The 26433-nt window shown below is 59.6% G+C and carries 23 protein-coding genes; 12 read left to right on the top strand and 11 right to left on the bottom strand.

Translation table 11 applies throughout. The features are described from left to right. Nucleotides 1–72: 72 nt before the first annotated feature. The gene (glnK, locus tag PQQ51_RS26910; RefSeq protein ID WP_408500053.1) at nucleotides 73–411 is read left to right on the top strand and encodes a P-II family nitrogen regulator; all 339 of its coding nucleotides are present in this window, start codon (nucleotides 73–75) and stop codon (nucleotides 409–411) included. 3 nt (nucleotides 412–414) lie between these two features. Here glnK and PQQ51_RS26905 read toward each other — a convergent pair whose 3' ends face one another. Continuing rightward, on the bottom strand, nucleotides 415–3504 hold the full coding sequence (locus tag PQQ51_RS26905) for a transglycosylase domain-containing protein (protein WP_408500051.1): 3090 nt from the start codon (nucleotides 3502–3504) through the stop codon (nucleotides 415–417). A gap of 588 nt (nucleotides 3505–4092) precedes the next feature. Between PQQ51_RS26905 and PQQ51_RS26900 the strand changes: the two genes are divergently transcribed. The 7 genes from PQQ51_RS26900 (at nucleotide 4093) to PQQ51_RS26870 (ending at nucleotide 11282) form a co-directional block, all read left to right on the top strand. Beyond that, nucleotides 4093–4662, top strand: a complete 570-nt coding sequence (locus PQQ51_RS26900; protein ID WP_408500049.1) for an RNA polymerase sigma factor — start codon at nucleotides 4093–4095, stop codon at nucleotides 4660–4662. Next, nucleotides 4662–5435, top strand: a complete 774-nt coding sequence (locus PQQ51_RS26895; protein ID WP_408500048.1) for an anti-sigma factor — start codon at nucleotides 4662–4664, stop codon at nucleotides 5433–5435. Before PQQ51_RS26900 ends, PQQ51_RS26895 begins: the two co-directional genes overlap by 1 nt. 19 nt (nucleotides 5436–5454) lie before the next feature. Further along, nucleotides 5455–6741, top strand: a complete 1287-nt coding sequence (locus PQQ51_RS26890; protein ID WP_408500047.1) for an NAD(P)/FAD-dependent oxidoreductase — start codon at nucleotides 5455–5457, stop codon at nucleotides 6739–6741. Between the two features lie 121 nt (nucleotides 6742–6862). Further along, nucleotides 6863–7558, top strand: a complete 696-nt coding sequence (locus PQQ51_RS26885; protein ID WP_408500046.1) for a TetR/AcrR family transcriptional regulator — start codon at nucleotides 6863–6865, stop codon at nucleotides 7556–7558. Between the two features lie 377 nt (nucleotides 7559–7935). Next, nucleotides 7936–8457 (top strand): hypothetical protein, encoded by a 522-nt coding sequence (locus PQQ51_RS26880; protein ID WP_408500045.1) that lies wholly within the window; start codon nucleotides 7936–7938, stop codon nucleotides 8455–8457. A 532-nt stretch (nucleotides 8458–8989) separates the two neighbouring features. Beyond that, nucleotides 8990–10828 (top strand): S10 family serine carboxypeptidase-like protein, encoded by a 1839-nt coding sequence (locus PQQ51_RS26875; protein ID WP_408500044.1) that lies wholly within the window; start codon nucleotides 8990–8992, stop codon nucleotides 10826–10828. Nucleotides 10829–10889: 61 nt separating this feature from the next. After that, the gene (locus tag PQQ51_RS26870) at nucleotides 10890–11282 is read left to right on the top strand and encodes a 2-oxoglutarate dehydrogenase (RefSeq protein WP_408500043.1); all 393 of its coding nucleotides are present in this window, start codon (nucleotides 10890–10892) and stop codon (nucleotides 11280–11282) included. Nucleotides 11283–11415: 133 nt separating this feature from the next. Here the strand turns inward: PQQ51_RS26870 and PQQ51_RS26865 are convergent, their stop codons facing one another. The 3 genes from PQQ51_RS26865 to PQQ51_RS26855 all read right to left on the bottom strand — a co-directional run bounded on the left by PQQ51_RS26865 (nucleotide 11416) and on the right by PQQ51_RS26855 (nucleotide 15018). Beyond that, on the bottom strand, nucleotides 11416–12084 hold the full coding sequence (locus tag PQQ51_RS26865; RefSeq protein ID WP_408500041.1) for an HD domain-containing protein: 669 nt from the start codon (nucleotides 12082–12084) through the stop codon (nucleotides 11416–11418). 129 nt (nucleotides 12085–12213) lie between these two features. Beyond that, nucleotides 12214–13404: a porin gene (locus PQQ51_RS26860; protein ID WP_408500039.1), complete on the bottom strand. Its 1191-nt coding sequence runs from the start codon at nucleotides 13402–13404 to the stop codon at nucleotides 12214–12216. Between the two features lie 81 nt (nucleotides 13405–13485). Further along, nucleotides 13486–15018 carry an alkaline phosphatase D family protein gene (locus tag PQQ51_RS26855; protein WP_408500037.1) on the bottom strand — a complete coding sequence of 511 codons (1533 nt, stop codon included), beginning with the start codon at nucleotides 15016–15018 and terminating at the stop codon, nucleotides 13486–13488. A gap of 95 nt (nucleotides 15019–15113) precedes the next feature. Here PQQ51_RS26855 and PQQ51_RS26850 point away from each other — a divergent pair, with 95 nt between their 5' ends. Next, the gene (locus tag PQQ51_RS26850; protein WP_408500035.1) at nucleotides 15114–16124 is read left to right on the top strand and encodes a LacI family DNA-binding transcriptional regulator; all 1011 of its coding nucleotides are present in this window, start codon (nucleotides 15114–15116) and stop codon (nucleotides 16122–16124) included. Nucleotides 16125–16283: 159 nt separating this feature from the next. Here PQQ51_RS26850 and PQQ51_RS26845 read toward each other — a convergent pair whose 3' ends face one another. Beyond that, the gene (locus tag PQQ51_RS26845; protein ID WP_408500033.1) at nucleotides 16284–16760 is read right to left on the bottom strand and encodes a YybH family protein; all 477 of its coding nucleotides are present in this window, start codon (nucleotides 16758–16760) and stop codon (nucleotides 16284–16286) included. Between the two features lie 218 nt (nucleotides 16761–16978). On the opposite strand from PQQ51_RS26845, the gene PQQ51_RS26840 reads away from it, so the two are divergent. Continuing rightward, entirely contained in the window at nucleotides 16979–17722 is a 744-nt protein-coding gene (locus tag PQQ51_RS26840; RefSeq protein ID WP_408500031.1) for a bestrophin-like domain, read from the top strand. A 200-nt stretch (nucleotides 17723–17922) separates the two neighbouring features. Next, nucleotides 17923–19587, top strand: coding sequence for an ABC-F family ATP-binding cassette domain-containing protein (locus PQQ51_RS26835; RefSeq protein ID WP_408500029.1), 1665 nt, complete (start codon nucleotides 17923–17925; stop codon nucleotides 19585–19587). Between the two features lie 224 nt (nucleotides 19588–19811). Here PQQ51_RS26835 and PQQ51_RS26830 read toward each other — a convergent pair whose 3' ends face one another. From PQQ51_RS26830 to PQQ51_RS26820, 3 genes are all read right to left on the bottom strand, one after another. Then, nucleotides 19812–20408 carry an energy transducer TonB gene (locus PQQ51_RS26830; RefSeq protein WP_408500027.1) on the bottom strand — a complete coding sequence of 199 codons (597 nt, stop codon included), beginning with the start codon at nucleotides 20406–20408 and terminating at the stop codon, nucleotides 19812–19814. A 32-nt stretch (nucleotides 20409–20440) separates the two neighbouring features. Beyond that, on the bottom strand, nucleotides 20441–20998 hold the full coding sequence (locus PQQ51_RS26825) for a hypothetical protein (RefSeq protein WP_408500025.1): 558 nt from the start codon (nucleotides 20996–20998) through the stop codon (nucleotides 20441–20443). A gap of 454 nt (nucleotides 20999–21452) precedes the next feature. Next, nucleotides 21453–22235: a DUF3800 domain-containing protein gene (locus tag PQQ51_RS26820; RefSeq protein WP_408500023.1), complete on the bottom strand. Its 783-nt coding sequence runs from the start codon at nucleotides 22233–22235 to the stop codon at nucleotides 21453–21455. Nucleotides 22236–22953: 718 nt separating this feature from the next. Here PQQ51_RS26820 and PQQ51_RS26815 point away from each other — a divergent pair. Further along, on the top strand, nucleotides 22954–23418 hold the full coding sequence (locus PQQ51_RS26815) for a hypothetical protein (RefSeq protein WP_408500021.1): 465 nt from the start codon (nucleotides 22954–22956) through the stop codon (nucleotides 23416–23418). A gap of 87 nt (nucleotides 23419–23505) precedes the next feature. Here PQQ51_RS26815 and PQQ51_RS26810 read toward each other — a convergent pair whose 3' ends face one another. From PQQ51_RS26810 to aroQ, 3 genes are read right to left on the bottom strand one after another with little or no spacing between them, the layout of a single operon-like run. Beyond that, the gene (locus PQQ51_RS26810; RefSeq protein WP_408500020.1) at nucleotides 23506–24888 is read right to left on the bottom strand and encodes an MFS transporter; all 1383 of its coding nucleotides are present in this window, start codon (nucleotides 24886–24888) and stop codon (nucleotides 23506–23508) included. A gap of 52 nt (nucleotides 24889–24940) precedes the next feature. After that, a complete protein-coding gene (locus tag PQQ51_RS26805) occupies nucleotides 24941–25795 on the bottom strand; it encodes a shikimate dehydrogenase (protein WP_408500019.1) in 855 nt (284 codons plus the stop codon). Beyond that, entirely contained in the window at nucleotides 25792–26247 is a 456-nt protein-coding gene (gene aroQ / locus PQQ51_RS26800) for a type II 3-dehydroquinate dehydratase (RefSeq protein ID WP_408500018.1), read from the bottom strand. Before aroQ ends, PQQ51_RS26805 begins: the two co-directional genes overlap by 4 nt. Nucleotides 26248–26433: the final 186 nt, after the last annotated feature.

The following is a 26433-nucleotide window of genomic DNA, read 5'->3' as shown; positions in this document are numbered from 1 at the left end:
GTTGAGTGCGCGCTTCGCCGGATTGCCGGATGTCCGGCGAAGCGCGTGCAATGTGGCGCTCACAGGAATCACATGAAGCTTATTACCGCAATCATCAAGCCGTTCAAGCTCGACGAAGTACGCGAAGCACTGTCGGTGATCGGCGTCTCGGGCATCACCATGACGGAGGTAAAAGGCTTCGGCCGACAGAAGGGCCATACGGAGCTGTATCGCGGCGCGGAGTACGTGATCGAATTCGTGCCGAAAGTGAAGATCGAAGTCGCGGTGCCGGACGACATGGTCGATCAGGTGATCGATGCCGTCGAGCGTGCGGCGCGCACCGGCAAGATCGGCGACGGCAAGATTTTCGTCACGCCGATCGAGCGCGCCATTCGCATTCGCACCGGCGAGACCGGTGAGAACGCGATCTAACGCTCACTGCACCGCCGACACTTTCGTCACCGATGCAGTCGTCGCCGGTTGCTGCTCTTTCAGCAGAGGCTGCAATACCGGCGCCAGCGACTTCAGCAATTGCACCGACAACGCGCTCGTGAATTCATAACGCGCCGCATACGGCTCATGCACCCACGCGGTCAACGTGCCGTAGAAGCGATTGCCCATCACGAACACGAACGTTGCGCTGCGATTCACCTTGCGCGACTCGATCAGGCGCGCGCCTTTCGCGAACACATTGAAGCGCTGATCGCCGGTGCCGGTTTTGCCGTACACCTCGAGCGTCTGACCGTCGGGGAAGGTCATGCCTGCCGCGAGACGCTTCGCGGTGCCGCCCAGCACGACGTCGCGCAACAGCCCGCGAACCACGCCCGCGATTTCCGGCGACACCTGCTGTTGAGGCGCCACTGCGGCGCGTCTGAAATGCGTTTCGTACGGCGTGTCTTTCGCGAAATCGAGTTGCGTGAGACTTTCGGTCGGCACCTTGCTGCCGTCGTTCGCGATCACACCGATCAGTTGCGCGAGCGCGGCCGGTCTGTCGCCCGATGCGCCGATCGCCGCCGCATACGAAGGCGTGAGCGTCGCAAACGGATAGCCGAGCGCTTGCCACGATTTGCCGATCGCGTCGTACGCGCGCAGTTCGACCATCCGTTTGATGCGACGGTCCTGCGTCGCGTGATAACGCGTCTTGAAGAGCCATGAGTAAGTGGACAGCCGCACGTCCTGACTCGCGCGCTGAATCTGATCGAGCGTCGCCTCCGGATGCTGGCGCAGATAGTTGAGCGTCCACAGTTCCAGCGGATGCACGCTCGCGATATAACCGCGGTCGTTCAGATTGAAACGGTCGATTGCATATTTCGCGTACAGGTTCGCCAGATCTTCGTCGTCGAGTACGGATGCGGCGGGCGTGTTCTTCAACGCCGCACGCATTTGCGCGTTGAACCACGCGTTCGATTCGTCCGGTGCGACGCTGCGCAACACGGTCGCCATTTTCGGCGGCGATTTGCGCACGCCGAGCACGAGCAGCGCCAGCGCCTGGTCCTGCGTTTTACCGTGATACTTCGTGTAGAAACGATTCATGTACACGCGGCTTTCCTGATCGGCGAAACGCGTCAGATACATCTTGCGCAGCGCCGGATCGCCGAGCCATTGCGCCGACGGCCCCGTGGTCTGAACCATCTCGTAGTGAACGATATCGCGCATCAGGCGCACGAACACCAGGTTCACCGAATGCTGGAATGCGCGATGCACGGTCAGAATGCGGCTGTTGTCGTCGGCTTCGAAGTTGTTGAAGGTTTGCGCGCCGCCGCCCGTGTAAAACGTTTCGCCCGGACTCGCCGAATATTTGCGTTCGACGGCCGCATCGAGCATCGCCTGCAGCGAACGGTCCGACGTATGCGCCAGATAATCGAGCGCCCAGCGCGTGAGTTGATCGTTCGGATCGGGCCTGACGGCTTTCAGCTCCGTTGTGCTCAGCGGGGCATAACGCGTATGCAGCTCGGAGACGATCTGCAGATAGGTGACGACCGTGCGCAGTTTCGCGGTCGAGCCGAGGTTCAGCCGCGCGCCGGAATTGATGTCGAACGGCTGGTTCACGCTATCCGTTTGCACGCGCACGAGGTTCGCGCCGTCGCGCCGTTCGAACAGCGTGAAGCTATACGCGATGTGCGACGGATCGTCGGAAGCGCGCAGCATTTCGAACCCGACGAGGCCGGCGGCTTTCGCGCCCTCCTTCGTGGCCGCGGCGGCGAGCCGGTCGCTGACGGCCTGCTGCACCGCGTTGTTGAGCGTGCCCTGCGCGCGCAGATCGAGCCGGTCGAGTTCGTAAAAGCTCGGCACGCCGAGCGCCGCGAGCAAATGCGAACGCATCGAGGTCACCGCTTTGCGCGCGACGAACGAATCCGCGTTCGAGGTTTTCTCAGGCATCCGATGCAATTCCACTGCCGCGGACAAAGCCGCGTCGCGCAACGCAACCGAAATGACGCCGCCGCTCGCCAGCAGCCGCAAATAACTATCGGTGAGACGTTCCAGTTCGCCATAGCCGCGACGCAGAAAGTACGAGGGCGCACGCTGCGCGATCATCAGCGACAGCACCTGACGAAACGCCTCGCCCTGCTCCGGCAGATTCGCTTGCGTCGACGGCGCGTTGAGGATGCGGTTCACGTCGCTGAAATCGCGGCCGTACCACGCGGCGAGACCGTCGCCGATGCCGTTGATCTCGCCGATGCCCGGTTGCGCGGCAAGCGGTACCGAGTTCAGATAGTGCACGACGATCTGCTGACGCGCGGGCATCGTCTGCGGTCCATTCAGATACGCGCGCACCGATGCCGATGCGATTTGCCGCAGCTTCTCCGGTGGCGTCGCCGTGCGTCCACCAGCGGAATGACGGAATTTCTCGATCTGCGTGGCGAGCGTGCTGCCGCCCGGCGTCGCCTGATGCCGGTTGAACACGCGTGCGCCCTGATCGACCAGCGCGCGGCTGAAGCGCCCCCAGTCGAGCGCCGGATTGCGGTTCGGCTGATCCGGATCGAGCAGATAGCGGTCTTCGATAAACAGCAGTGAATTCACGACGAGCGGCGGAATCGCGTCGAAGCTGTCATACGCGCGGCCCGGAAACTCGGCGCTAAAGAGCGGCGCGCCGGTGCCGTCGAAGAGTTGCAGCCCCGCACGGTCTTTCTCCGCATAAGGCAGGAAAAGACCGTAGTCCGCCAACGACAACATCCGCTCGGAATCGCGCGCCTGCGCGGTGATTTCAAACCCACGTTCGACAAGGCGTTGCTGGAAGCGCGGCAGCAATGCGTAGCCGAGGCGGCTGTCGTAAGGGCCCTGGTCGGCTTGCGGAAAGCGGATCGAATGACTGGGACCCTCGGCGACGGAAAAACCCACGTCGCGGGTCAGTTCGGAGAGATAGCGTGCCTGCAATCGCGAGGTCTCGATTTCGACCTGGATGAGACGCACCGCGAATGCGACGGCCAGCAGAAACGCCGCCGCCAGCCCCCATTTAAGCCACTTCCTGACAGACGACATGGCGCCTGCCGTGCGAAGCGGAAACCGAACCACTGGCCGATTCATGGTTGCACTCCCCGAGCGGGCGCCTGCTTCTGAATCTGGCGCACCTTCAAATCAGTGTAGCTCGGAAAATATGCACTTAATCTGCTCGGGTCTACCCTGAGTGACGCGCTCGCAACACGCCGCCGGAACGCGTGGCGCGGCGTTATTTGCCGTGCGATATTGGGTGTCTTGGCGGCTACGCGCGCATTCATCAGGTAACCATAAAAAAGGCGCGCGCGAACTCATTCCGGTCCGGCCGCCTGCCAACCGATAACACCGGTCGACAAGCAGCCGGACCGCACCAGAATGAGCCCGGCTCGCCTTGCCATCCCACTCACCCGCAATTGCGCTAGTCATCCCGCATCGCGTGGCGCCGTTATCTGCGCTCCATGCACATGTGTAACGGCTTTCGGCCTCCCTGGACACGCACCCCGTGTCACATCGGGCAGGCGGCGCGCGTCGGTCATTGCGACCATGACGCAACCCACCCCCTGCCGCCTTATACGCAGCCGACGCATGAACAGATGCAGCGCTACGGGTAAAAAACCACATATAAGCCGACGGCGAAATTGAGTAACATAGGCCCGCAAGCTCACAACGACATTGTCCATGACCGCCAATCCCCGAGAACTGACGCCCGAAACGCTCGCCGAGCTGCTCGAACGCGTTGCCAAAGAAGATGCTGCGGCCCTGCGCGAGCTATATGATCTCGCCGCCCCGAAACTGTTTGGCCTCGCGCTTCGTATATTGAGCAAGCACGAGTGGGCCGAAGAAGTGTTGCAGGACAGCTTCGTCAATATCTGGCGCTTTGCCGGCGACTATCGCCGCGCACTGTCCGCACCGATGACGTGGATGTCCGCGATCGTCCGCAATCGTGCTCTCGATCACCTGCGACGGGTCAACAAGCAGGAAACAGAATGGAGCGATGCGTTGGACGATCTTGTGGCTACCGGCGATCCGGATCCCGAAGCATTGACCGCGGTCAGCCTGCAGGCACGTTTGCTGGCCGGTTGCATGCAGCAGCTCGAACCGGCCCAACGTCAGGCGGTCGCCCTCGCCTACCTGCGCGATCAGAGCCATAGCGAGATCGCCGAAGTACTGACGGTGCCGCTCGGCACCATCAAGTCGTGGATAAGGCGCGGCCTCGCCAAGCTGAAAACCTGCCTGGGAGGCGAGTGATGAATCTCAGTCGCTATCCTCAGCTAGTCGATCTGCTGGCCGCCGAATATGTGCTCGGCACGTTGCGCGGCGGTGCGCGGCGGCGTTTCCAGCGTTACGCGGATCACGACACCGCGGTGCGCCGCGCAGTCGACGAATGGCAGCGGCGCATTTCGCCAATGGCCGAACTCGCGGAGCCGCGCATGCCGCCGGCCGCCGTTTGGGACGCCATCGAACGGCGTCTCGGCCTCGCCGCCACGCGCGAAGCGGCACGTCCGCGCAGCGTGGTGGAAACACCATCGCGCAGCATCTTCGAGAACCTCGCGTTCTGGCGCGGCTGGGCGATCGGCGTGACCGGTTTTGCCGCGGTGGCGGTGGTCGTCGCGATACGCTCGCTGCTGCCGGCCACTACCGCGCCGGCCACGGCGCCGGTTGTCGCGCAACAGCCCGAAGCGGCCGTGACTCATGTAGCCGTGCTGAACAACAAGGAAGCGCATCCGGTCATGCTGGTCGCGTGGGACGAAACCCATTCCACGATGACCTTGCATCCGCTCGGCAAGGTCGATCTGCCGCCGGGCAAGGCGATGGAGTTGTGGGGCATTCCGGCGAACGGACATCCGGTCTCGCTCGGCTTGCTGCCGGATAGCGCGAGCGGCAAGGTGGGGGCCGGTCAGCAGAAGCCGGAGAACTATGCGGCGCTGGCGGTGTCGATCGAAGCGCCGGGCGGCTCGCCCGATCACAATGCGCCGACCGGTCCGGTGGTGTTCAGCGGCAAGTTGCTGCCAGTGTCCTGAAACGGACCGACCGAGGGCGATGCAAAGCTATTACGAAGCTACTGTCGCTCGCCTGGCCGGATACGCGCCTTTGTCCGGCCGGCGCAGCGCGCAGGTTTGCATCGTCGGCGGCGGGCTGGCCGGTTTGTCGACGGCGCTCGGACTCGCCGAGCGCGGCGTCGCCGACGTCGCGGTGCTCGAAGCGCGCGAGGTCGGCTTTGGCGCCTCCGGGCGCAACGGCGGTTTCGTGTTCGGCGGCTATAGCCTCGATTGCGCGGACCTGCTGAAAACCCTGGGCGCGCCACGCGCGCGCGAACTCTATGCGCTGACCACGGACGCCGTCGATCTGATGCGCCAGCGTATCCAACGCTACGCGATCGACTGCGATACGACCGACGCCGGCGTGATCCTCGCCAACTGGTTCGACGAACCCGCGCGACTCGACGCCCAGCGGCGCCTGATGCGCGATTCGTTCGGCGTCGATTGGGAACCCGTGGCCGCCGCGCAACTCGCGTCGCAACTGAAGACGAACCGCTATCACGGCGGCCTGTTCGAGCGCAACGCGTTCCACTTTCATCCGCTGAAATACGTGCTCGGCGTAGCGGCTGCGGCGACAGCATCGGGCGTACAGATTTACGAGCATTCGCCGGCCGTACGCTTGCAGCGCGAAGGCGCCGGCTTCGTCGTGCATACGCCGCACGGTGCGATAGACGCGCAACACGTCGTGATGGCCGGCGGCGGGTATGCGCGCAACGTCTACGCAAAAGTGGAGCGCGCGGTGCTGCCGATCGCCACCTACGTGATGGCGACCGAGCCGCTCGGCACGCGTTTGCACGATGCGATCGATACCCGCGCGGCCATCTACGACACCCGCTTCGCGTTCGACTACTACCGCCCACTGCCCGACACGCGCATTCTGTGGGGCGGCCGCATCTCGGTGCGCGATCGCGCACCCGAGGTCATCGCCCGGCTGTTGCGGCGCGACCTGTTGAAGGTCTATCCGCAACTGCACGACGTGCGGATCGATTACGCGTGGGGCGGCCTGATGAGCTACGCGCGGCACAAGATGCCGCAAATCGGCCGCAGCGAAGACGGCGTCTGGTACGCGGTCGGCTTCGGCGGCCACGGCATGGCGCCGACCACCGTGTCCGGCGAATTGCTGGCGGCAGCGATCGCCGGCGAGCGCCCGGTTCCGGACGCCTTCGCCGCCTTCGGTCTGACGCCCGCTTACGGCGCGCTCGGTCTCGCCGCCGCGCAACTCACCTACACGACGATGCAAACGCGCGACGCGCTCGCGGGCCGCCGCCGCTCGCCGAAACCCGTATGACGAACCTGCACGAAGCCGCGCCGGACGAGCCGCGGCTCATCCCCCCAAGCCACCCTGAGAGCCGCTCTGGAGGCCGGTTTTGACATGCTAGAATGCGCCGTCCATGCCGCTCGAATACACAATGAAAAAGGGAAGTAAGGCTGCCGAGCCTGATACCAACGGCACTGCGTCCGAAACGCCGCGCACCGACGCGCGACGCAAGTACGATCCCGAGCAGACGAAGCGCAACATTCTCGACGTTGCGACCCAGGAGTTCTCTGCGATGGGATTGACCGGCGCACGGGTCGACGCGATCGCGGAGCGCACCAACACCACCAAGCGCATGCTTTACTACTACTTCGGCAGCAAGGAAGGGTTGTACCAGGCGGTGCTCGAAAAGGTGTACGGCGACATTCGCACGCTCGAACAGGATCTGCACGTGAGCGAACTCGATCCGGTCGAGGGCATGCGCGCGCTGGTCGAATTCACGTTCGACTATCACGATCGGCAACGGGATTTCGTGCGTCTTGTGACGATCGAGAACATTCACGGCGCAAAGTATGTCGAGCAGGTGAAGAGCTTTAAAGGCCGCAATGTCACCGTTATTCATACGATTGAAGATCTGCTGACGCGTGGCATCGCGGCCGGGCAGTTCCGTAGCGATATCGATCCGATCGATCTGCATCTGCTGATCAGTTCGCTGTGCTTTCACCGTGTTGGCAATCGGCATACGTTTGGTACTGCGTTCGGCCGCGATCCATCGCATCCGCGGTTGCGGGCAAGGCATCGCGCGATGATCGTCGATGCTGTGCTGAGGTTCGTGCGCAAGGATAATTGACGCGGGGGCATTCGATATCAATGCGTAGGTCGTTGACAACTCTGCTGTCGCCTTCGATATCGATTGCCAGAATGAATAGACTGGTGTGGGCGCTCCTTGCGATCGCCTTAGTTTCATGGGGAATATGCATTGCCTATCCGCCCACGTATATCCACTTCGGTTGGATCGGAACTCTGGTTGCATCAGTGGGCGGCTTACTTGCGACACTATCAAGCTATCGAACGGAAGAGAAGGTACATGGGCGTTTCGGGAGCATCTACAAGTCCGAATCCCCCATCAGATTCCTGCTGGCTTACGTTTTGGTCGGCTTACTCCTCGCCGCTTTCACGGTTATAAGCGTATTCGGCTCTATGGGGCGACTGGAGCAGTAAAGTCGCATGTCTGCCGGATTTCCCCGGCGACTGCTCTTTGCATTTTCAAATCTGAGAACGGGAAAAATGAAAGCACTTGGTGCGGTATTAGCACTCGCTTTACTGTGCGCTGCTTGTGTGAAAACGGCGGAAGTCCGCCAGGATTCGCTGTCGACGCTGCCGGCAGATCCCAAGCAGTCCCTCGCACCCAATTGGGTGGTTTTGAAGGAACACAGCTCGCTTGGCGAAAAGAATGAAATTGACCTCAATTCAGTTCACAAGATTGACCAGTGGACCTTCGTCTGGAAGCGCAGCATCCAGAGTGCAAAACTCGGAAAGGCCCTGGGCGTCGCGATTACGGACATGCACATTGGGCTTGACTGTTCGGGCGGAAATCAGACCTTCTCCGATACCCGCACTCGAAATGCGGACGGGAGCCTGATCAGGGACATTCCAGGCGACCCGCTGTGGGTTCGTCACTCACTACCCTATCTGGACCCGGAAATCGCGGCCCTCGTATGCGAGCACACGGGGAGTACGACGCAATAACCATCGCCGCTATCATGTCCGGCCGCACCATAGAAATCCGCTCTTATATGGCATTCCGCATTGACGGATTTATTGCGCTCCGCAGCAATTAAATTATTACATTTAACAAACGATTATATTTATTTTGTAATAATAACGCTCCATACAATCGCACACCTCGCCTAATCCCTCCTGCCTTTAAATTCAAGCTCTCGCCATTCGATTTACGTAGTTTTTCTAAATACTTGACAAGACCCTGGCGCGTCGCCTATTTTTCATTTGCCGCAGATATTACGAATTCTTACCTGACGGAAATTACAGAAGAAATCCCACAAAGAACCGCCGTATCCATTTCAGATATTTAGCCATTCAACGCAATAAGCACGGCATTGACTAATGCCAATGCGTTTTGTCGTCTGTTGCTTTCCAGGTTTGTTGCTGTCCACTATTACACGTCGGCGATGCATCCAGAATAATTCGAACTCCGATGCATATTCATCCGCGAAGAGACCTTTGTGAAACGGTAGCTGAACCCATCCACCAAAGGAAAGAGATGAACCGACACGAGCGTCTTAGAGGCAATCCTCTGCGTCAGCGTCAGCGCAAGCTGCCCACCCTGGGGACTTTAGCGGTTGCAGCCATGCTGCTCGGCGGCTGCGGCGGCGAAGATGGCAGTTCGTCCAACGGCGCGGCGGCGAGCCTGAAGCAAACCCCCGCGAGTCAGCAACTCGATGCCCAGGCGCAAGCGTCGGGCGCGAATCAAACCTACATCGACCCGGTTGCCTATTCGTTGAATGCCACGGACGGCCTCGCGCCCGCCCAGGTTTCCGAAAAGGCGGCAGTGATGCACTACCAGTGGACCCAGGGCAAGACGCCGGTCAACTACACGACGACCACCGGCCATTTGACCGCAGCCGACGCGAACGGCAACCCGGAAGCCTCGATGTCCTACGTGGCCTACACCGCGCCGGGCACGAACGGTGCGCCGCGCCCAGTGACGTTCGTCTACAACGGCGGCCCGGGCTCCTCGTCGATCTGGCTGCGGCTCGGGTCGTTCGCGCCGACCCGCGTGTCCACGCCCGACCCGGTGTTCGGTAACTGGCCCAACTACCCGCTCGTGGACAACAAGGACAGCCTGATCGACACCACGGACATGGTCTTCATCGACCCGCCGGGCACGGGCCTCTCAGAAGCGGTGCTGCCTAATACGAACCAGAAGTATTGGACCACCGACGCCGACGTCGACATCATGCGTGACTTCATCCAGCGCTATCTGGCGGTCAACAATCGCGGCAGTTCGCCGATCTATCTGTACGGCGAGTCGTACGGCACGCCGCGTACCGACATGCTGGCACTGGCGCTCGAATCCGCGGGTGTGCATCTGACGGGTATCGTGCTGCAGTCGGCGATTCTCAACTATTTCGCGGACGCGATCGAAGCCGTCGCCATCACCAATTCGACGAGCGCACTCGCGCTGGATACGGATACGCTGGCGGGCTATTTCCCCGGCTACGCGGCGGTCGCTTCGTACTACAACCAGGTATCGCCGGCACCGCTCAACCAGGACCTGTACGCACTGCAGACAAGCCTGTTCGTCACCGCCGAGTACCCCCGCTTGAGACGCTACGCGCAGACGTGGGTATTGAGTCAGCTCGGCATTCCGGACGCGCTCGGCAAACCCGTGCTGCCGAACGACAAGACGGTGCAGGCGTGGACCATTCCGTCCGGTTTGACGACGCAGGCGCTGCAAGGCTACTTCAACGTCAATGGATTCTCGACGAGCCTGCTGCCCGGCACGACGATCGGCCGGTATGACGGACGCGTGTCTCTGCCGAATTCGGATCCGCGCCTGCAGAGCGACGGCGACCCATCGGACATCCTGATCTCCCAGCCGTTCACCAACGCGCTGGCGACCCAGATGCCGGACTACCTCGGCTACACCGCGCCGAACGCGACGTATATGCCGCTGAACGACAACATCATTCAGGTGTGGAATTTCTCGCACGACGGAGAAGCGATGCCCGACACGATTCCCGATCTGCTGGGTGCGCTGACGCTCAATCCGAAGTTGAGGGTGCTGTCGGAAAACGGCTTCCACGATCTGGCCACGCCGTTCTTCAATACCGAAAAACAACTGGCGCGGCTGCAGACGGTACCGGGCATCAATCCGGACTTGCAGGTCAACTTCTTTCAGGGCGGTCACATGATCTATCTGGACGACGCTGCCCGTCCGGCGATGAAACGCGACCTGGTGCGGTTCTACCGTGGTACGCCGATGCCCGACGCGCTCGCGCTGTGGACGTTACCTGCGCCGTGGCGTGACGAAAGTCCTGCTAGCGAACCCACCGCTACCGCGACCGCTTCGGCTTCCACGCAACTGTCGGCGCCTTGAGTGTGCCGACGGATGTGCGTGAAATCGCTATACCCTATTCACTCCATTCATGTGAGCCATCATGTCTCTTTTCAATAGATTGCGGCGTCTCCTCCCGTTGCTTGCGTTCGCTGGCCTGATCGGCGGCGCGCATGCTTTACCGCCGCAAGCGGTAGCACCCGCGACACCGCCGAGCGGTGCGCGCGGCGTCGACGGTCCGTTCTTCCCGCAGAATCGCGTCGAGCCCGTCGCGCCGTCGACCGGTGCGGCACTGCAGCAGCAGGCACAGCAGAGGCTCGAAGCGCGCCTCGGGGCCAACACGGCGCTGAGCAACGGCGCGGCGATCACGAAGACGCAGGCGCAAACCCAGGGCCTCGGTTTCGTCGCAAAGCACTTCGATCAGATCGACAGCAGTCGTAAAGGCAGCGTGACGCTGAGCGACGTCAAACAGTATCTGCAGCAGCAGGGCCGTTGAGTCAGGTTAAGTTCAGGCCAAGTCGGACAATTGGCGTTGGCGCTCCCGGTTTCATCAGGAATCGGGAGCGTTGCCGCAACGACACGTCACTGGATCAAAGAGGTAATCGTCACCAAGACCACTTGTAAATGGCTTACCAACGCATTGGACTCCTAAGTTCCTCTGCCAGGCTATGCAGGAAACTGCGGAGCACGATGCACCGCTTCTCGGCTTCCACACGACCCGCGTCTGTTTGCATTGTCTCAGGGAGTTTCAGTAGCTTTACTGCGAAATGGTCGACGGCGTAACGCCGGTCATCGAGCCGCCGATGTAGAGCGAATGGATCGTCGGCGCAAAATAACTCCGTCCCAAGTTGACCGGCGACCGTGAATACGCGGGCAAGGCCGATCGCACCCAGCGCTTCCAGCCGATCCGCATCCTGCAGTGCTTGAGCTTCAATCGTCTCCGGTTGTACTCCTGCTGAAAAGCTGTGGGTCAGGATGGCATGTGCCGTTGCGTCAATATTAGCGGGAGAGAAACCGATCCTCTTCAGAATCGGCCGCGCAGCATCGGCTGATAGCGCCGAGGCAAGGTGTCGGTCAGGATGGTTCTTGGGCAGGTTGATCCAATCGTGCAGGTATGCCGCAGCGATAATGACCTCCTCATTCCCACCTCCCTCCTTTGCAGCAATAGCTAACGCAGAATGCATTACTCGACGGGCGTGGTTAATGTCGTGGCTCCGGTCGGTAACGTCATCGCGAGCAAGGAATTCGTTCTCGATGTGAGAGATTAAAAAGTGATGGCGAGCTGGATTTGCTGACATGGCGATGGTTGAAGTTCAGTCGAATGATTGTCTTGCGGAAAGCGGATTAACCGTTCCTTGCTACCGGCTCCTCCGTTGCAACGGTATCGGTAGCAATAGCCCGATGAACGGGCTCAACATTTCCGGCTCCTAGAAATGACTTACCATCCCTATGAATGCGCCACGCTGGGATCCTCCGAAATTCGGACTCGTGCGGTAATTGGTCGAGCCGCTCGCAGGAGCATTGTTTTCGTTTGCCCCGTACGGATCGGTAAAGCCGTCTCCAAGTCCAATGTTCGAGGTTTTGCTGTTTGTTACGAGCCCAATCTCCGAATAAAGGAACGTTCGCTTCGACAGGTGATACTCCCCGCCGAGAGTCCAAAGATTCGCGTTACCGTTGCCGTGATTCGCATCCGCGTGATACCAACCCAACAACAGCGTTGAGACGGGAGTCACATTCCACGTCGCGCCCAGCCACTCCTGATTGACCGCGGTGGGCACTGTCGCACCAGGAGGCGGAGCAGAAGGTGCAGTACTTGCGAAATATGCATTAGCTGTTGCCTCGGGTGCGCTCAGATGCTGGTACCCTGCCACCAGCGTAACAGGTCCCAAAAAATACTTACCCCCGGCCAGAACGGAGCGCGAGTTGCTATAAACATTAGAAAACATGCCATTGGAATCGCGGATCTCATCGTAAATGGCAAGTAAATAAATGGGCCCACCCTCGTAAGTCACTGACAGGCCGTCCGACCTCCCCTGCGCGGCACTATTTTCACCGGCCCCAGTACCCGGACTGCCTGAGTTCCAAGTCGTACTGTTCGTAAGCTCGTATTGACCCTTCAGCGTGATTCCCATCCATTTTGGCGAAGTGTATTCGAGAGAGTTGGAGGCCAGAGTCCAGTTTCGTCCTCTTACCAATGTTGTCAGGCTATATTCGTTGCTCCATTGGGGGTCCACTTCAGCGCTATAGTTCTGGACCTCGTCGGCACCGATGCGACCGATCTTTACCGTGCCATAGCTTTGATTTGCTACGCCCACCGTTGCTCGACGGCAAAAGATTCCACAGGACGACATTGACCCGTTAATCGAATTAAAGCCGGACTCGAGTTGGAAAATGACACGGGTTCCACCCCCAAGATCCTCGGATCCACGGATGCCCCATCGAGAAGGGTAATAATGGCCAGAGTACATGCCGACCTCATGACCTTTAGGCATGCCGCTGACATATTGAATACCCGTATCAATAAGCCCGTACAAAGTGACGCTTGATTGTGCGTTTGCGAACACAGGGGTCGCTGACGAGACTATCGACAGAACAAAAAATACTATTCTACTTCTCACTTCGCCATCCTTATTAAATATATCAATGTAGAATTCTGAAAAATTCCGGAATATTTTCAGCTAGTGATCTACCCTCTGTAGTCAGGCATTTTTCGCACCAACCTGCCCGTTTTCTACAACGTAACTCCGTTCGGTGGCGACCGTTCCGCCGGGATTAAAGACGGTATCAATTGTGCGAAGATCGGTTGTCATGCGATTTTCGTTGAAGGTGCATCGCATATAGCCTCGCTTGCTGGCATCGTAAAAATTGATATGCGGGTTATGAGGGAGCGCCGCATACATCGGCTCGGCCAGAGGCTCAGGCCAGGGGGCGCTGATCGACGTTCCCACAAACTCAGTCATCAGTGCGGTGGCAGGGTCATCGCCTACGTTTCTCACTACGCTCGAAATCAGGTAGGAGTGGATGTCGCCCGATAAAGAAATTGGGTTGGAAACTTTAGAAGCGGCGATCCGGTCAAGGATCCTTCCACGTTCCGCCGGATAGCCATCCCATGACTGGAGATAACGGTAGAGCTCGCCGTTATGGTCCATATCGAAGGGCGACATCTTGACCGTATTGGCAAGCACGTTCCAACGCGCAGTGGACGTTTTCAGACGCTCGTCAAGCCATACCTCCTGCGGTTGACCAAGCATCGAGCGATTCGCAACCTTGCTCGCCGGACAGACCTTTTCATAGACGCCAAAGGCGAAGTTCTTATCGGAGTCGTCCGCACAAGGCGTTTCCTTGTCCCTGAACTGACGCGTATCGGGAATCGTCATGCTAATCAGGTTCCCGATTTCATATTGGCGCTGAATCTGCATCGTCGCAGACGATCGGAGCGGGGCATATCGCACCGGCTGGAATTCGTACCATGCCTGGTATGCCGCAGCACGGCGATTCAGTTCGACAGGGTCCGTGGTGTTGTCATAGAGTGCATCATGATTGTCCAACGTCACGATGAACGTCATGCTCTCATGTGCCCGACGAAGAGCGGGGTCGGTCTTGTACAGAGCGTGGCGTCGGCGGTAGTCGTCAAGCGTCCGCGGAAAGGCGGCGGTTTCGTGCTTTCGCACTCCCCCACCACGCGTGACCTCGTATATGTAGTCACCAACGTGCATCACGAAGGCCGCGCCGTCGTCTCTCATGCCATCGTAGGCATCGAAGTAGCCAAACTCCCAGTTCTGGCAGGAGACGACGTTGAAGCAGTAGCGGGTCACCCTGTCGGTTGCGGCCGGAAGTGTACGGGCGCGACCGATGGGACTCATTTCCCCGCCAATTCGGAACGCGTACCAGTATTCCCGGTTTGATTCCAAACCCGCGACATCGACATGCACTGAGTGTCCGTACTCGGGCGACGCAATAGCGATCCCACGTCGAACAACTTTCGACAGCCGTTCGTCGGATGCGACAATCCATTCAACTTCAACGGGTTTTCGTGAGATTGGTGTAAGGTCGGCGGCGGACCGCGCAAGTCGGGTCCACAAAACGACGGCGTCCGATGTCGGATCGCCGCTGGCGACGGAGAACGGAAACGAAGTGTCTTTTCCAAGCGTCTGAGCGTTCGCTCGACGAACGATTACCGACGGCGCACCTAACATGAGAGCGGCGCCAGCCACGAAGTCGCGTCTGTTCATGATGTTTCCGGTTACAAATGACCTGAACAGCTTAGAAGCGATGCGTGTCATACGTATGACTGTGCAATTTTACGAAATATTGATAGATCCGGTTTATGAAACGAAATGGTCAGATAAAAACGCCGACAAGCGTGGACGTAGCTCGCCTGGCAGGCGTCTCGCAATCAATCGTCTCCCTCGTGTTTTCAGGGAAGGACGGTGGCCGCATCACGCCTGAACGACGGCAGGCAGTCCTGGATGCAGCCGAGCAGATTGGTTATCGGCCAAATTCCGCGGCTCGTGGCCTGAAACTCGGAACACAGCGCCTACTCGCGCTCGTAGTCCCAGATGTGTCGAATCCTTACTTTGCTGCAGTGTTGAAATTCGCGGCGGCGGCGGCGCGAAAGCAGGGATATGCGACTGTACTGATCAATGCGGATCAAGATCAGATCGAAGATGCTGAACACCTGATTATGAGTTTAAGCACTCATAGCTTCGATGGGCTGATTGCATGGGATGCGCCATGGGTGTCCCGGGTCAAGGAGGTGTTGCCGGCCTCGGTTGTGATTGTTGACGGCGACGTATCGGACGGTGCCGATGTTTTTATCTCGTCGACGAGAATTATCCGAATGGCGGTTGACCATATGGCAGCGCTAGGTCACAGGCGAATCGCTCGCCTGGGGATTAGTTTGCGCATTCCGACTTTTCGTGCACGGGCCCAAGCGTTTCGCGACAGTCTGCATGCACACGGTCTTGAATTTAACGAAAATTTCGAGGTGGAAGTGCCGTTTGGTGCAACTTCGTCGGAGCGCCTTACTGAGCTATTGCAGATGCAAGAATATCCGACAGCTGTTGTGTGCGACGATGATCTGCTAGCACCGCTCGTTTACCGTGCAGCCATCCGGGCGGGGCGTCGAATTCCCGAAGATGTTTCAGTCATCGGGGTTGACGACATTGCGCTTGCGTCGTTATTGGAGCCACCACTCACGACCATCGTCATACCGGCACAAACGTTGGCAGAAGTATCTGTTGAGGTTGCGCTGAAGAAGTTGCGAGGCCAGAGTGAAACGGTTCGAGTGATGGATATCGAACTGGTGGTGAGGGGCTCCACCGCTTCGATTAAATAATCCGCCGCGACTTCTATGCGGTCGGTGCAGGCGAACGCGACGGCATCACCTTGTCGGAATGCGAGCGCCTCAAGCATCAAGACGCTGATGCGCCAGGTCCAGCAATGATTGCTGCCGAGAGCCGAGATGACCGGTTGCGCCGCCGCATCAAACAGCCGCTTACTGAAGCACTTTATTCGGCGTCGCGCTAAACGAGATGAACCGGGCAATGGACCACTTGCCGTCGCGCTGCCGTTTGAAAATGTCCATCCCCGCTTCGGTACTCACGCTCGACTCGCCCGCCTTCTGCGCAGTAAGCGTCCAGAACAGCCGGACTATGGCGATATCTCCGGAAACAATGATCTCGCGAATATCGGGACTGTCGTAATGAAGTTGCAACTCAGGTTTTGCGAGCACGGCACTGAGCCTCCCGCAGAGCGCGTCGCGGCTGCCATCAAGCGCTTCGGGAACGGTTGAAATCAGGTCAGGGGAGAACACGTCGCAGACCCCTGCGGCATCGCGAGCGTTGAATGCCTGCGTCCAACGTTGCAGCCGATTCGTGATGGCGGCCGTGTCTGAATCCCCATCCGCGCGAGCTGAAGTCGACGCGCCGACGGCGGTGAACACAATGACCATCGCCAGCAGCAATCTGATCATGAGATGTCTCCAATCAATGGGATGTGTTGAGACTCAACGCTGCCCAGCCGGTCCGCCATCAACTGCACAACGTGGTCGAGCGCACAGACTAACGATGGCGCTTCGTGGTCTGGTTAAGGGGTTGGGACTCCCCGACCCACCAGGAATATTCCGCTCGGACTGCGCACTGCGCAACCACAACGATGAGTACATGGATACATGAGCTGCCGTTATGGTTGATGGCACTTGTCACTTTCGGTGCGATCTCTCTTGCGAGCGCGACCATCCATTTCGTCACCGGATGGCTTGCTGCCGGTCGATATGGGCGATCATTCAAGGCAATTTCGCCCGGCCTGCTTTCTCCGCTCGGTATCATATTCGGCTTATTTATCGCGTTCACGGCCTCGCAGGTCTGGAACGATACGATGCGCGCCAATGTCGCGGTCGCCACTGAAGCGAGTGCGCTGCGATCGGTCGTTGTCATGTCTGCCGTTTTGCCGGAAGACGCCCAGACCGAACTGCGAAGGATGGTCCGAGACTACATCCAGTACACCGCGACGACCGAATGGCCGCTCGTCGCGAAGGGCGCCGTCACACTTAACGTGAGTCCTCCCACGCTGAACAACGCACTGAAGTTCACGCTGTCCCTGCCCGTCGTTACGCCCGGACAGCAGACAGCACAGCGCGAGGTCGCGGTGTCTCTGCAGCATGCTCTCGAAGCACGTCGCGAGCGTATCCTGATCAGTCGCAGCGAAGTGAATGGTGTCAAGTGGTTATGCCTGGCGTTTCTGGCGGTATGCCTGCTGTTCGCCATCGCTTTCGTTCATTGCGACAACCGGCTCACATCTGCCGTCGCAATCGGTCTGTTTTCGGTGGCACTCGCCACAACCGTTTTGCTCATCCTCTCCCACGATCGGCCCTTTACCGGGGAAGTCGCGCTGACACCGGAGCCGTTGTTGCAGGTGATGCCAGAGGCTCGCTGACCGTTACCGGGCGAGGAGCCGCCACTCATCGTCTGTTCGCTGGCTTCGCAGCCCGAACGCCCGGTGCGCCAGTGCCCGCCTCGCTTTGTGGCCGGTGAACGCCGCAAATCGCAAGCGGCTCTTCACTCGTGCGGCCAGAAAAGAAATGGCCCTGCACGTCCGGTCGGCTATCATGCCTATCCTCTCCGAAGTAGCTCCTTATGATTTCCGTCCGTAATGTCACGCTGCGCCGCGGCGTCAATGTCGTACTCGATCACGCGTCCGTCACCTTCACCCCCGGCGAAAAAATTGGCCTTGTCGGCCGCAATGGCGCCGGCAAGTCATCCTTCTTCGCCCTTCTCAACGGCACGCTGCACGAAGACAGCGGTGAATTCTCGATTCCCGCTGCATGGAAGATGGGTCAGGTCGCGCAGGAGATGCCGGAGACCGAGCAGAGTGCGACCGACTTCGTCATCGAGGGCGACACGTTACTGCTGGCCGCGCAGGCCGAAGTAGCCGCCGCTGAGGCCAGCGACGACGGCATGCGCATGGCGCACGCCTACATGGCCCTGCACGACGCCGGTGCACACGATGCCCCCGCACGCGCGCAGGCGCTGATCCTGGGCCTCGGCTTCAGCGCTGCGCAGCTTAGCCAGCCGGTCAACAGTTTCTCCGGCGGCTGGCGCATGCGGCTGCAACTGGCGCGCGCGCTCATGTGTCCGTCCGACTTGCTGCTGCTCGACGAGCCGACCAATCACCTGGACCTCGACGCGCTGGTCTGGCTGGAAGCATGGCTCAAGCGCTATCAAGGCACCATGGTCGTGATCAGCCACGATCGCGAATTCCTCGACGCGGTGACGCAGGTGACGGTGCACGTCGACAACGCCAAGCTCGTGCGTTATGGCGGCAACTACAGCAAGTTCGAAGAGATGCGCGCTGAGCAACTGGTGTTGCAGCAGGCCGCGGTGGCGAGGCAGGCGGACAAGATCGCCCACCTGCAGAAATTCATCGACCGTTTCAAGGCCAAGGCCTCGAAGGCGAAGCAGGCGCAGAGCCGGGTCAAGGCGCTCGAACGCATGGAGAAGATCGCACCCGTGCTGGCCGATGCAGAGTTCACCTTCGAGTTCAAGGAGCCGCTCAACGTCCCGAACCCGCTGCTGTCGATGCTGGACGCGAGCTTCGGCTACCCTGCGCCGACCGACGCGCCGCCGGACACGCCGCCGACGGTCATCGTGCGGGGCATCAACCGGTCCGTGCTGGCCGGGCAGCGCATCGGCATTCTCGGTGCCAACGGCCAGGGCAAGTCCACGTTGGTGAAAACAGTGGCGCACGAGCTGGCGCCGATTGCCGGCGAAATCAGCGAAGGCAAAGGCCTGAACATCGGCTACTTTGCCCAGCAGGAACTCGACGTGCTGCGTCCTCTCGACACGCCGCTGGAACACATGATCCGCCTCGCCAAGGACACGCCGGCGCACCTGCGTGCCCCCGGCCAGAGCGGCACCGAACAATCGCTTCGCACCTTCCTCGGCACGTTCAACTTCAGTGGCGACATGGTCCATCAGGCGGTCGGCACGATGAGCGGCGGCGAAAAGGCGCGGCTCGTGTTGTGCATGATCGTGTGGCAGCGCCCCAACCTCCTGCTGCTCGACGAGCCGACCAACCACCTCGACCTGGCCACACGCGAAGCGCTCGGCATGGCACTCAACGAATTCGAAGGTACGGTGCTGCTGGTCAGTCACGACCGATCCCTGCTGCGCGCGGTATGTGACGAGTTCTGGCTCGTCACCAAGGGTGGCGTCGAGCCCTTCGACGGCGATCTGGACGATTACCAGCAGTTCCTGCGCGACGAAGCCCGTCGCATGCGCGAGCAGGCTGCGGGGGAGTAGAAGGTCGTCGCTTGATGCTCACACTTCGTGGTGGTTGCGGTTTGGAGGCGGTCAGGGTGCTTGCGTTGAGTCGAAGGGGCGTTTGGGGGCGTTTAGGGGCATTCTGGGCCGGTCGTCGTTGGACTCAGTCCGGCCATCTTCAGCCGTCCGACAGCCCCCATAGATTGGCGACAACTGTGGCGCCCGGTTGTCCGGGCACCCATGCTTCTGTTTTCGCGCGTCGGTTATTGGCGAAGTTCAGCCGATTCCTGCATCGCCGACTGCATCTTCTGAACGGCGTCGAGGGTGGCGCGTTGAGCGGCCAACCCGAAGTTGCGCTTGAACTCACTGAACTCGGCATGACCGGAGCCCGTCACAGCCTTCTTCGTGATGAGCTTGCCGCTCGGGTCGGTCACTGTGCATTCGAGCGTCACCGTGAAGTCGGTCGGCGGCCACGTGAGCAGGCTTGGCGAAGACGAGGTCGTCGTGATCGTCGGCGTCACGATATAGCTTAGATTCTTCGCCTGCGAGGTTGCGGCGTCGGGCACCGAGTTCAGCTTGACGACATCCTTGAATACGTTGCTGAGTTGAAGATAGATAGGCAGCTCGAGGTCCTGATAGGGTTTGTAGGCGACCTTGTCGCCGCCGCCGCCCGGAGAAACGACTTCCTTGCTGCGCTCTTCATCGGTAATGATGAGACCCACCGTCTTATCGATTGGCGACGCCGTTTTCGAAACGAGCGCGGCGTTGTCGCCGGAGATCGTGATGTCGTGTGCGCAGCCAGAAAGAAGCGCAATCACGCCGACGACGCATGCCGCGCGCAGTACATTGCTGATTTTCATGAGAAAAGTTCCTGATTAAGTATCGGGTGGGTTTAGTGGATGGCGCTGATAAAGGCCGGATCCGAATACAGTGAGCCGAGCAGCTTTTGCACGACGAGAGGATATTGCTGAGTCGCTTTCGGCACGGCGATCGCTGCCGCGAATGACGAATCCCATTCGCCGCGCACGGTTTTCACCTGGTCGTAGCGCACAACGCCGTCGCGCTTGACGACGAAACGGGCCGATATCGTCCCCACGCCCGTGCCAACGCCGACGTCGACGTTGTTTTGAAGGAGTATGCCGCCGAGCTCGACCGATGCTGACGGCGAGAGCGTGCCGGCAAGCGTGAGCTCCTGCGTAACAGCGTTCGAAAGATAATCCGCGAATGAACTGCCAACGGGGGAGCGCATTACATTTGCGCGCACCTGCACTGGGTAGAGGTTGTCGCCCCCATCCTGACTGCGAAAGTCGCCAATGCGCGCATGCACTGGGGCAGCGTTCTTGAGCGTCTGGATGTTTTCGACAGAAGGGGAATAAGGCGTCGCGACGACCGAGCATGCAGCAAGCATGGTCAGCGGAGCGAGGATCGCAAGTCTTCTCGAATAGGTCATGTTGTTCTGGTCGTTATGCTCGTGAATGTGTGGGGGTGGCAAGCGTGACCGGCGCCCCCATCGTTATATCGGCAGCGAGCCCGAGAATTTAAGTGCCGACTGCAAACGCTATTCAAAGGCCGCCATCAAGCAATAGCGTTCATGGGCGCGGAGAGGGTTGCCCGGCGGCCGTGAGATGGCTGAGGTACTGATCGATTTCGTTCGGGAAGGTGGTCGGACGGTCAGGAGCGTCGCGCGCTCATCGCGATATACCGATGAGCGCTTCCGGACATCCGCTGTACCTGCTCAGGGAGCGCGTGCTGACGGTCGAGATCTTGCGAGGTTGGGCCTGCGTATGCCGCTTGCATGAGACAGTACACCGCCACATGCGACCGTCCGACCGCTCCAGTCACATTCACGCCGGCTTGGCGCTTGGCCTGCCAGATGCCAGCCAACTTCGCCCAAGTCGTAGAAGCTACCCTGCTTCGATAGGCTCTGGTACCTCGAGTTGAGCAGACGAGTTTGTCGCATCAGTGTTGCTATTAAAGTCCTTGACGACAATATAAGGCCGAAGAATCTCCAGATAGCTTTTTTCCCCGAACTGGTAGGCTTCAAAAACCGCTCCGGCGCACATGTCGGCAAAATCGAGACCGCGCTGCATCGGCTGTTTTCGATCTACCCTATTGAGAGTCAATTGGCGATTTTGCTGTATCAGAAGTCGATAGGTAAGGATGTGATCGAGCGTACGCTGCCCTTCGTTCAACTCGTCGGGGCAATATGTAAAGCTGTCTAAATTGGGCAAATGTTCGGCAAGCGTTTCCGCCACTAACATCGAATAAGTCAGGTGCGCGCGCCCCTTGTATTTCGCCTCTAACGCCTGTATCTCAGGCTCCGATGCGTCGGGGTGTACGGCACGTACGTCGATAGTTCGCAGGAAATCGGGGGCCGTCTCTTTATGGTAGACAGCAACAAACACCTTCACTTCCGCGTTTTCTGCAAGCTCTTTTGCTGCCAGCTGGCAAAAATTCTCTCGCGCTTCTTTGCCAATCGTGGTCCATTTCTTTTCTTTTTTTGAAGACCACTTCTGGACTTTATGCAGCTCGTCGACCACCTTCCCGATGCGTCGATGCTGATTGTTCATGCCGAGCGCTATCGAGATGACAAAATAACGACTTGCGCCGCCTTGCATATACGGCTTCTCAAGCTTCCAGCCCAAGTCACCACTTTCGTCCAAATACGCAAATGCTGTCTCAGGCATGGAAATTTTCTTGACAAAAAAAATGGCCTTCAATGAAGGCCACTTTTAGTGGTACGGCTATGCCAACAAGGCCGCGCGTTTGCACCGCGCTTAGGACGCGCAAGTCAACTGACTTGCCCCTCCGGTAACTTGAGTGGACTTACTCAACCGCTTTCTGATGTTAACACGCCCCTGTGCTTTACGCAAATAAGTGCGCGATGATCCGATGTCATCTGTGATGATCTCTTCTCATGGAAATTGCTGTAGTTGACACAACGCCTGATGTCTTGCGCGCAACGACAAGACAAGCACGACAGCCACCGAGAGTCACGCATGGGTCGACAAAGCTCGTTCGACTGTCTCTTAAATTGCGGTTGAGATAGACAAAGCATCAACAATCACCCCGCCGCCTCATCCACCCTTATCCATTCAGCCAACCCGCGACATTTATCTCCCAAGACCAAATTCGAGACGGCCGCCCTCCCTTATAATTATCAAGTCGCCGGGAAACACCCAGCGACCGGGTTTAGCAGCCCAAACGTTGCGTCCGCATTCCCACCCAGGTGGGAATGCGTCTACTTCTGCACGTCTATTTTCAATGGGCGGGCTGTGACAGGGGAGCCGCAAGGCTCGCCGGTTTGACGCAACGCCGGTCTGCTAACCCTGCCACGTGCCCGCTCACCCCTCCCCCAAAGGCGCGTGTCCGGGCGATCCAAAGCAGCAACAGGGAGATCGCACCATGCCCAGGTCCGTCAAAAGTCAACCGGCATCGCGTCCGCCAGTCGACGCACTCCAGTACGAAAAGCTTGCCCTATCCGCGTTCGATCTATGCAACCGGCAGGTCGACCAACTGGACACATTGATCACACTTGCGTCGTCGATAGTTAGAAATCCTGCGCTTACGCGTGACGAAAGAAAACGTCATCAGACTCTGCTCGAATTATTGGTCGACACGGCCGATCAGTATCAGCAGGAACTCGAATGCGACCGCGAGTTGTACCAGGTGATTGCACTCGACGCAAAAGGCGTCCCGCGCAGCCGCCTCACCGCGCAGCATGCGGCGAACTTGCTGGCTGAAGCATCGCAGAGCGCAAAAGCCCCCATCGAAGCACCAACCGCTTCGCGCCGCAAAAAGCCATCCACGAAAAGCGCGATCAAGTTGACCGCTATCACCGCGCCGCAGCCGACCACTCCACAACACTAAGCGATCAATTCGAGCACCCCACATACCAATGAAAAAACGGGACGCGCCTAACAAGCCACGTCCCGTTTCTCCATGCTCCAGCGCAAATCAATCCACCAGCACAATCCGCTTGATATCGCCAACGATAAAAATGTAAGACAGCGCGCCGATCAACGCGATCGCGCCGATAAACACCAGCGCCCCGACAAACGACCCGGTCGCCGCGACGATAAACCCCACCACCAGCGGCGTGACAATACCGGCCAGATTCGCAGCGAAGTTGAAGATACCGCCGGTCACACCAAGCAGGCCCTCAGGCGCAATGTCCGACACCAGCGTCCAACCGAGCGCGGCCATCCCTTGCGCGAAGAACGCGACCGACAGAATCGCGATCACCACTACGTTGCTGTCGACATAGTTGGCGAGAATGATCGTCGACGCGAGCAGCAGGCCGGCGATGATCGGCAGCTTGCGCGCGATGTTCGGCGACTTCCCGCGACGCAACAGCCAGTCGGAGAAGAAACCGCCGAACATCACGCCGATCGACGCGGCAATGAACGGCATGATCGCGAAGAAGCCGATCTTCAGCCACGCCATATGGCGCTCGGTGGCGAGATACGTCGGAAACCATGTGAGAAAAAACACCAGCGTCGAGTTGCCGGCGAACTGGCCGAGGCAGATGCCGGTCAGTTGACGATGCTTGAGCAAGCGTCCGATGGTCCGCCATTCAAAGCCGCCTTTCGCGTTTGCCGCGCCGCGGTCGGTTGCGTCCAGCTTGCTGTGCGTGAGACCGCCGCCCGCTTCGATATAGTCCAGCTCCGCCTGGTTCGCCCACGGATGATCGCGCGGCTCGCGATAGAACAGCCACCAGATCACGCCGAACACGAGGCCCACGCCGCCCACCACGTAGAACAGCGAACGCCAGCCGAACGCGCCCATCAGCATGAACATGAACGGGCTGAAAAACGCGAGGCCGATATATTCGCCGACCGTGTAGGTGCCGGTCGCCAACGCCCGTTCGCTCTGCGGAAACCAGGTGGCCACCACGCGGCTATTGGTCGGAAAGCACGGCGCTTCCGACACGCCGAGGCCGAGCCGGAACACGAACAACGCGCCGATCCCGTGCACCAGACCTTGCGCGAGCGTGCACAGCGACCAGAACGTCATCGACAGAAAATACGTGAGCTTGCTGCCGAAGCGGTCGAGAAACAACCCGCCCGGAATCTGCGAGGCCACGTAGCTCCACGAAAACACCGAGAACAGCAGGCCCATCAGCGCGGCGTTGATGCCGAGTTCCTTCGTCAACTGCGGCGCGGCGATGCCGAGCACCGTGCGGTCGAGGTAATTGATCATCGTACCGACCGCCAGCAGGCCGAGGATCTGATAACGCGCTTTCGAACGGCGCACGGTGCCGGCCGCGCGTTCGCCCGAAGCGCTCGATGCGCTGTTGGCGGACGCGTCGCCGGAAGTGGATTGAATGGGCTGCGGCATATCGTGTGTCCCCTCTATCTGATTATGGTCCGACCGTGAGCACGCCAGCGAGCTAGCGCGGCAACAGCGTCTGAAAATGCGCGTACACACGCTCCGCGTCCGGCTCGAGACCGGTAAAGATGCGCATCGCGTCGACCGCCTGATAGACGGCCATCCCGCCGCCGCTCAGCGTGCGGCAGCCGATCGCTTCAGCGGCCTGCAACAGCGCGGTGCGGATCGGAAAATAAACGATGTCGGCCACCCATAGATCGCGATGCAGCAACGCGACCGGCAACGGCAGGCCCGGCAGCTTCGCCATGCCGGTGGGCGTCGCGTGAATCAGCCCGTTGGCGGCCGCGAGCGACTCGCCGAGCGACCAGCCTGTGCCGACCGTCGCGTTGGGAAAGCGCTTCTGCAATTCCGCGGCGAGCGATGCGGCACGCGTGGCCTCCACGTCGAACAGCGTGAGCCTTTGCGCGCCCATCGTCAGCGCGGCGTGCGCGACCGCCGCTCCGGCACCGCCTGCGCCGAGCTGAACCACGTGTTCCAGCGACACATCCGGCAAGCCGCGCTGAAACGCGCGCGCAAAACCGGACCAGTCCGTATTGTGGCCAATGCGCTTACCGTCCTTGAGCAGAACCGTGTTGACCGCGCCGAGCGCGCGGGCGTCGTCGGAGAGTTCGTCGAGTAGCGGGATGATGCTTTGCTTGCACGGATACGTGACGTTCAACCCGTTGAAGCCCATGCGCTCCGCTGCCTGCAGCAAGTTGGGCAACGCGGTGGAGTCGAGCTTCAGCGCTTCGAGATCGATGCGCCGATAAACATAATGCAAGCCGAGGCGGCTGCCCTCTTCCTCATGCATCGCGGGACTCAGCGAGCCGCCGATCCCCGAGCCGATCAAACCGACCAGATAAGACTTCGGATTCATTTGGCCGCCTTGCTTTTCAGAATGGTCGCCATCCGCTCCAGCGCGAGCACATAGCCCTGCGTGCCGCAGCCGACAATGATCGCGTCAGCCACCGCCGACACATACGAGTGGTGACGAAAAGCTTCGCGACGATGCACGTTTGAAATATGCACTTCGATCACGGGCTTCCCGATCGCGCTGAGCGCGTCGGCGATCGCCACCGACGTATGCGTGTAAGCCGCCGGATTGATCACGATCCCGTCGACCTTGGTGCGAGCCGCGTGCAGCCAGTCGATCAGTTGATGCTCGGCATTCGACTGACAGAAGTCGATCGACAGACCGAGGCGCTCGCCCGCGTCGACACAAAGCCTGGCGACGTCGTCGAGCGTTTCCGAGCCGTAAATGGCCGGCTCGCGCGTACCCAGAAGATTGAGATTCGGCCCGTTCAGGACCAGCACCGATGCGACACTCATGACCACCACTCCCGCAAAATAAAACACCACGCGAACCCACGACGTGCGTCGCACGTTCTGCAACTTGCAACGAAGTGTGCGCGCGTTGAGCACTTCCGTCATTCGGGGTTTATACGAATTTGTACCATCTAGTTAGTTTGTATAAACTGTCGACCATTCAGGCTAGTGTGGGCGATTGCGGCCCAA

Origin of the sequence: Paraburkholderia xenovorans (assembly GCF_046030735.1) — a bacterium.
Lineage (GTDB): Bacteria > Pseudomonadota > Gammaproteobacteria > Burkholderiales > Burkholderiaceae > Paraburkholderia > Paraburkholderia xenovorans_A.
The sequence above is the reverse complement of the archived record's forward strand: the minus strand, read 5'-3'. Positions and strand labels throughout refer to the sequence as shown.

Coding starts and splice junctions, on each gene's coding strand:
- glnK (WP_408500053.1), top strand. CDS start 73: ATGAAGCTTATTACCGCAATCATCAAGCCGTTCAAGCTCGACGAAGTA.
- PQQ51_RS26905 (WP_408500051.1), bottom strand. CDS start 3,504: ATGAATCGGCCAGTGGTTCGGTTTCCGCTTCGCACGGCAGGCGCCATG.
- PQQ51_RS26900 (WP_408500049.1), top strand. CDS start 4,093: ATGACCGCCAATCCCCGAGAACTGACGCCCGAAACGCTCGCCGAGCTG.
- PQQ51_RS26895 (WP_408500048.1), top strand. CDS start 4,662: ATGAATCTCAGTCGCTATCCTCAGCTAGTCGATCTGCTGGCCGCCGAA.
- PQQ51_RS26890 (WP_408500047.1), top strand. CDS start 5,455: ATGCAAAGCTATTACGAAGCTACTGTCGCTCGCCTGGCCGGATACGCG.
- PQQ51_RS26885 (WP_408500046.1), top strand. CDS start 6,863: ATGAAAAAGGGAAGTAAGGCTGCCGAGCCTGATACCAACGGCACTGCG.
- PQQ51_RS26880 (WP_408500045.1), top strand. CDS start 7,936: ATGTCTGCCGGATTTCCCCGGCGACTGCTCTTTGCATTTTCAAATCTG.
- PQQ51_RS26875 (WP_408500044.1), top strand. CDS start 8,990: ATGAACCGACACGAGCGTCTTAGAGGCAATCCTCTGCGTCAGCGTCAG.
- PQQ51_RS26870 (WP_408500043.1), top strand. CDS start 10,890: ATGTCTCTTTTCAATAGATTGCGGCGTCTCCTCCCGTTGCTTGCGTTC.
- PQQ51_RS26865 (WP_408500041.1), bottom strand. CDS start 12,084: ATGTCAGCAAATCCAGCTCGCCATCACTTTTTAATCTCTCACATCGAG.
- PQQ51_RS26855 (WP_408500037.1), bottom strand. CDS start 15,018: ATGAACAGACGCGACTTCGTGGCTGGCGCCGCTCTCATGTTAGGTGCG.
- PQQ51_RS26850 (WP_408500035.1), top strand. CDS start 15,114: ATGAAACGAAATGGTCAGATAAAAACGCCGACAAGCGTGGACGTAGCT.
- PQQ51_RS26845 (WP_408500033.1), bottom strand. CDS start 16,760: ATGATCAGATTGCTGCTGGCGATGGTCATTGTGTTCACCGCCGTCGGC.
- PQQ51_RS26840 (WP_408500031.1), top strand. CDS start 16,979: ATGGCACTTGTCACTTTCGGTGCGATCTCTCTTGCGAGCGCGACCATC.
- PQQ51_RS26835 (WP_408500029.1), top strand. CDS start 17,923: ATGATTTCCGTCCGTAATGTCACGCTGCGCCGCGGCGTCAATGTCGTA.
- PQQ51_RS26830 (WP_408500027.1), bottom strand. CDS start 20,408: ATGAAAATCAGCAATGTACTGCGCGCGGCATGCGTCGTCGGCGTGATT.
- PQQ51_RS26825 (WP_408500025.1), bottom strand. CDS start 20,998: ATGACCTATTCGAGAAGACTTGCGATCCTCGCTCCGCTGACCATGCTT.
- PQQ51_RS26820 (WP_408500023.1), bottom strand. CDS start 22,235: ATGCCTGAGACAGCATTTGCGTATTTGGACGAAAGTGGTGACTTGGGC.
- PQQ51_RS26815 (WP_408500021.1), top strand. CDS start 22,954: ATGCCCAGGTCCGTCAAAAGTCAACCGGCATCGCGTCCGCCAGTCGAC.
- PQQ51_RS26810 (WP_408500020.1), bottom strand. CDS start 24,888: ATGCCGCAGCCCATTCAATCCACTTCCGGCGACGCGTCCGCCAACAGC.
- PQQ51_RS26805 (WP_408500019.1), bottom strand. CDS start 25,795: ATGAATCCGAAGTCTTATCTGGTCGGTTTGATCGGCTCGGGGATCGGC.
- aroQ (WP_408500018.1), bottom strand. CDS start 26,247: ATGAGTGTCGCATCGGTGCTGGTCCTGAACGGGCCGAATCTCAATCTT.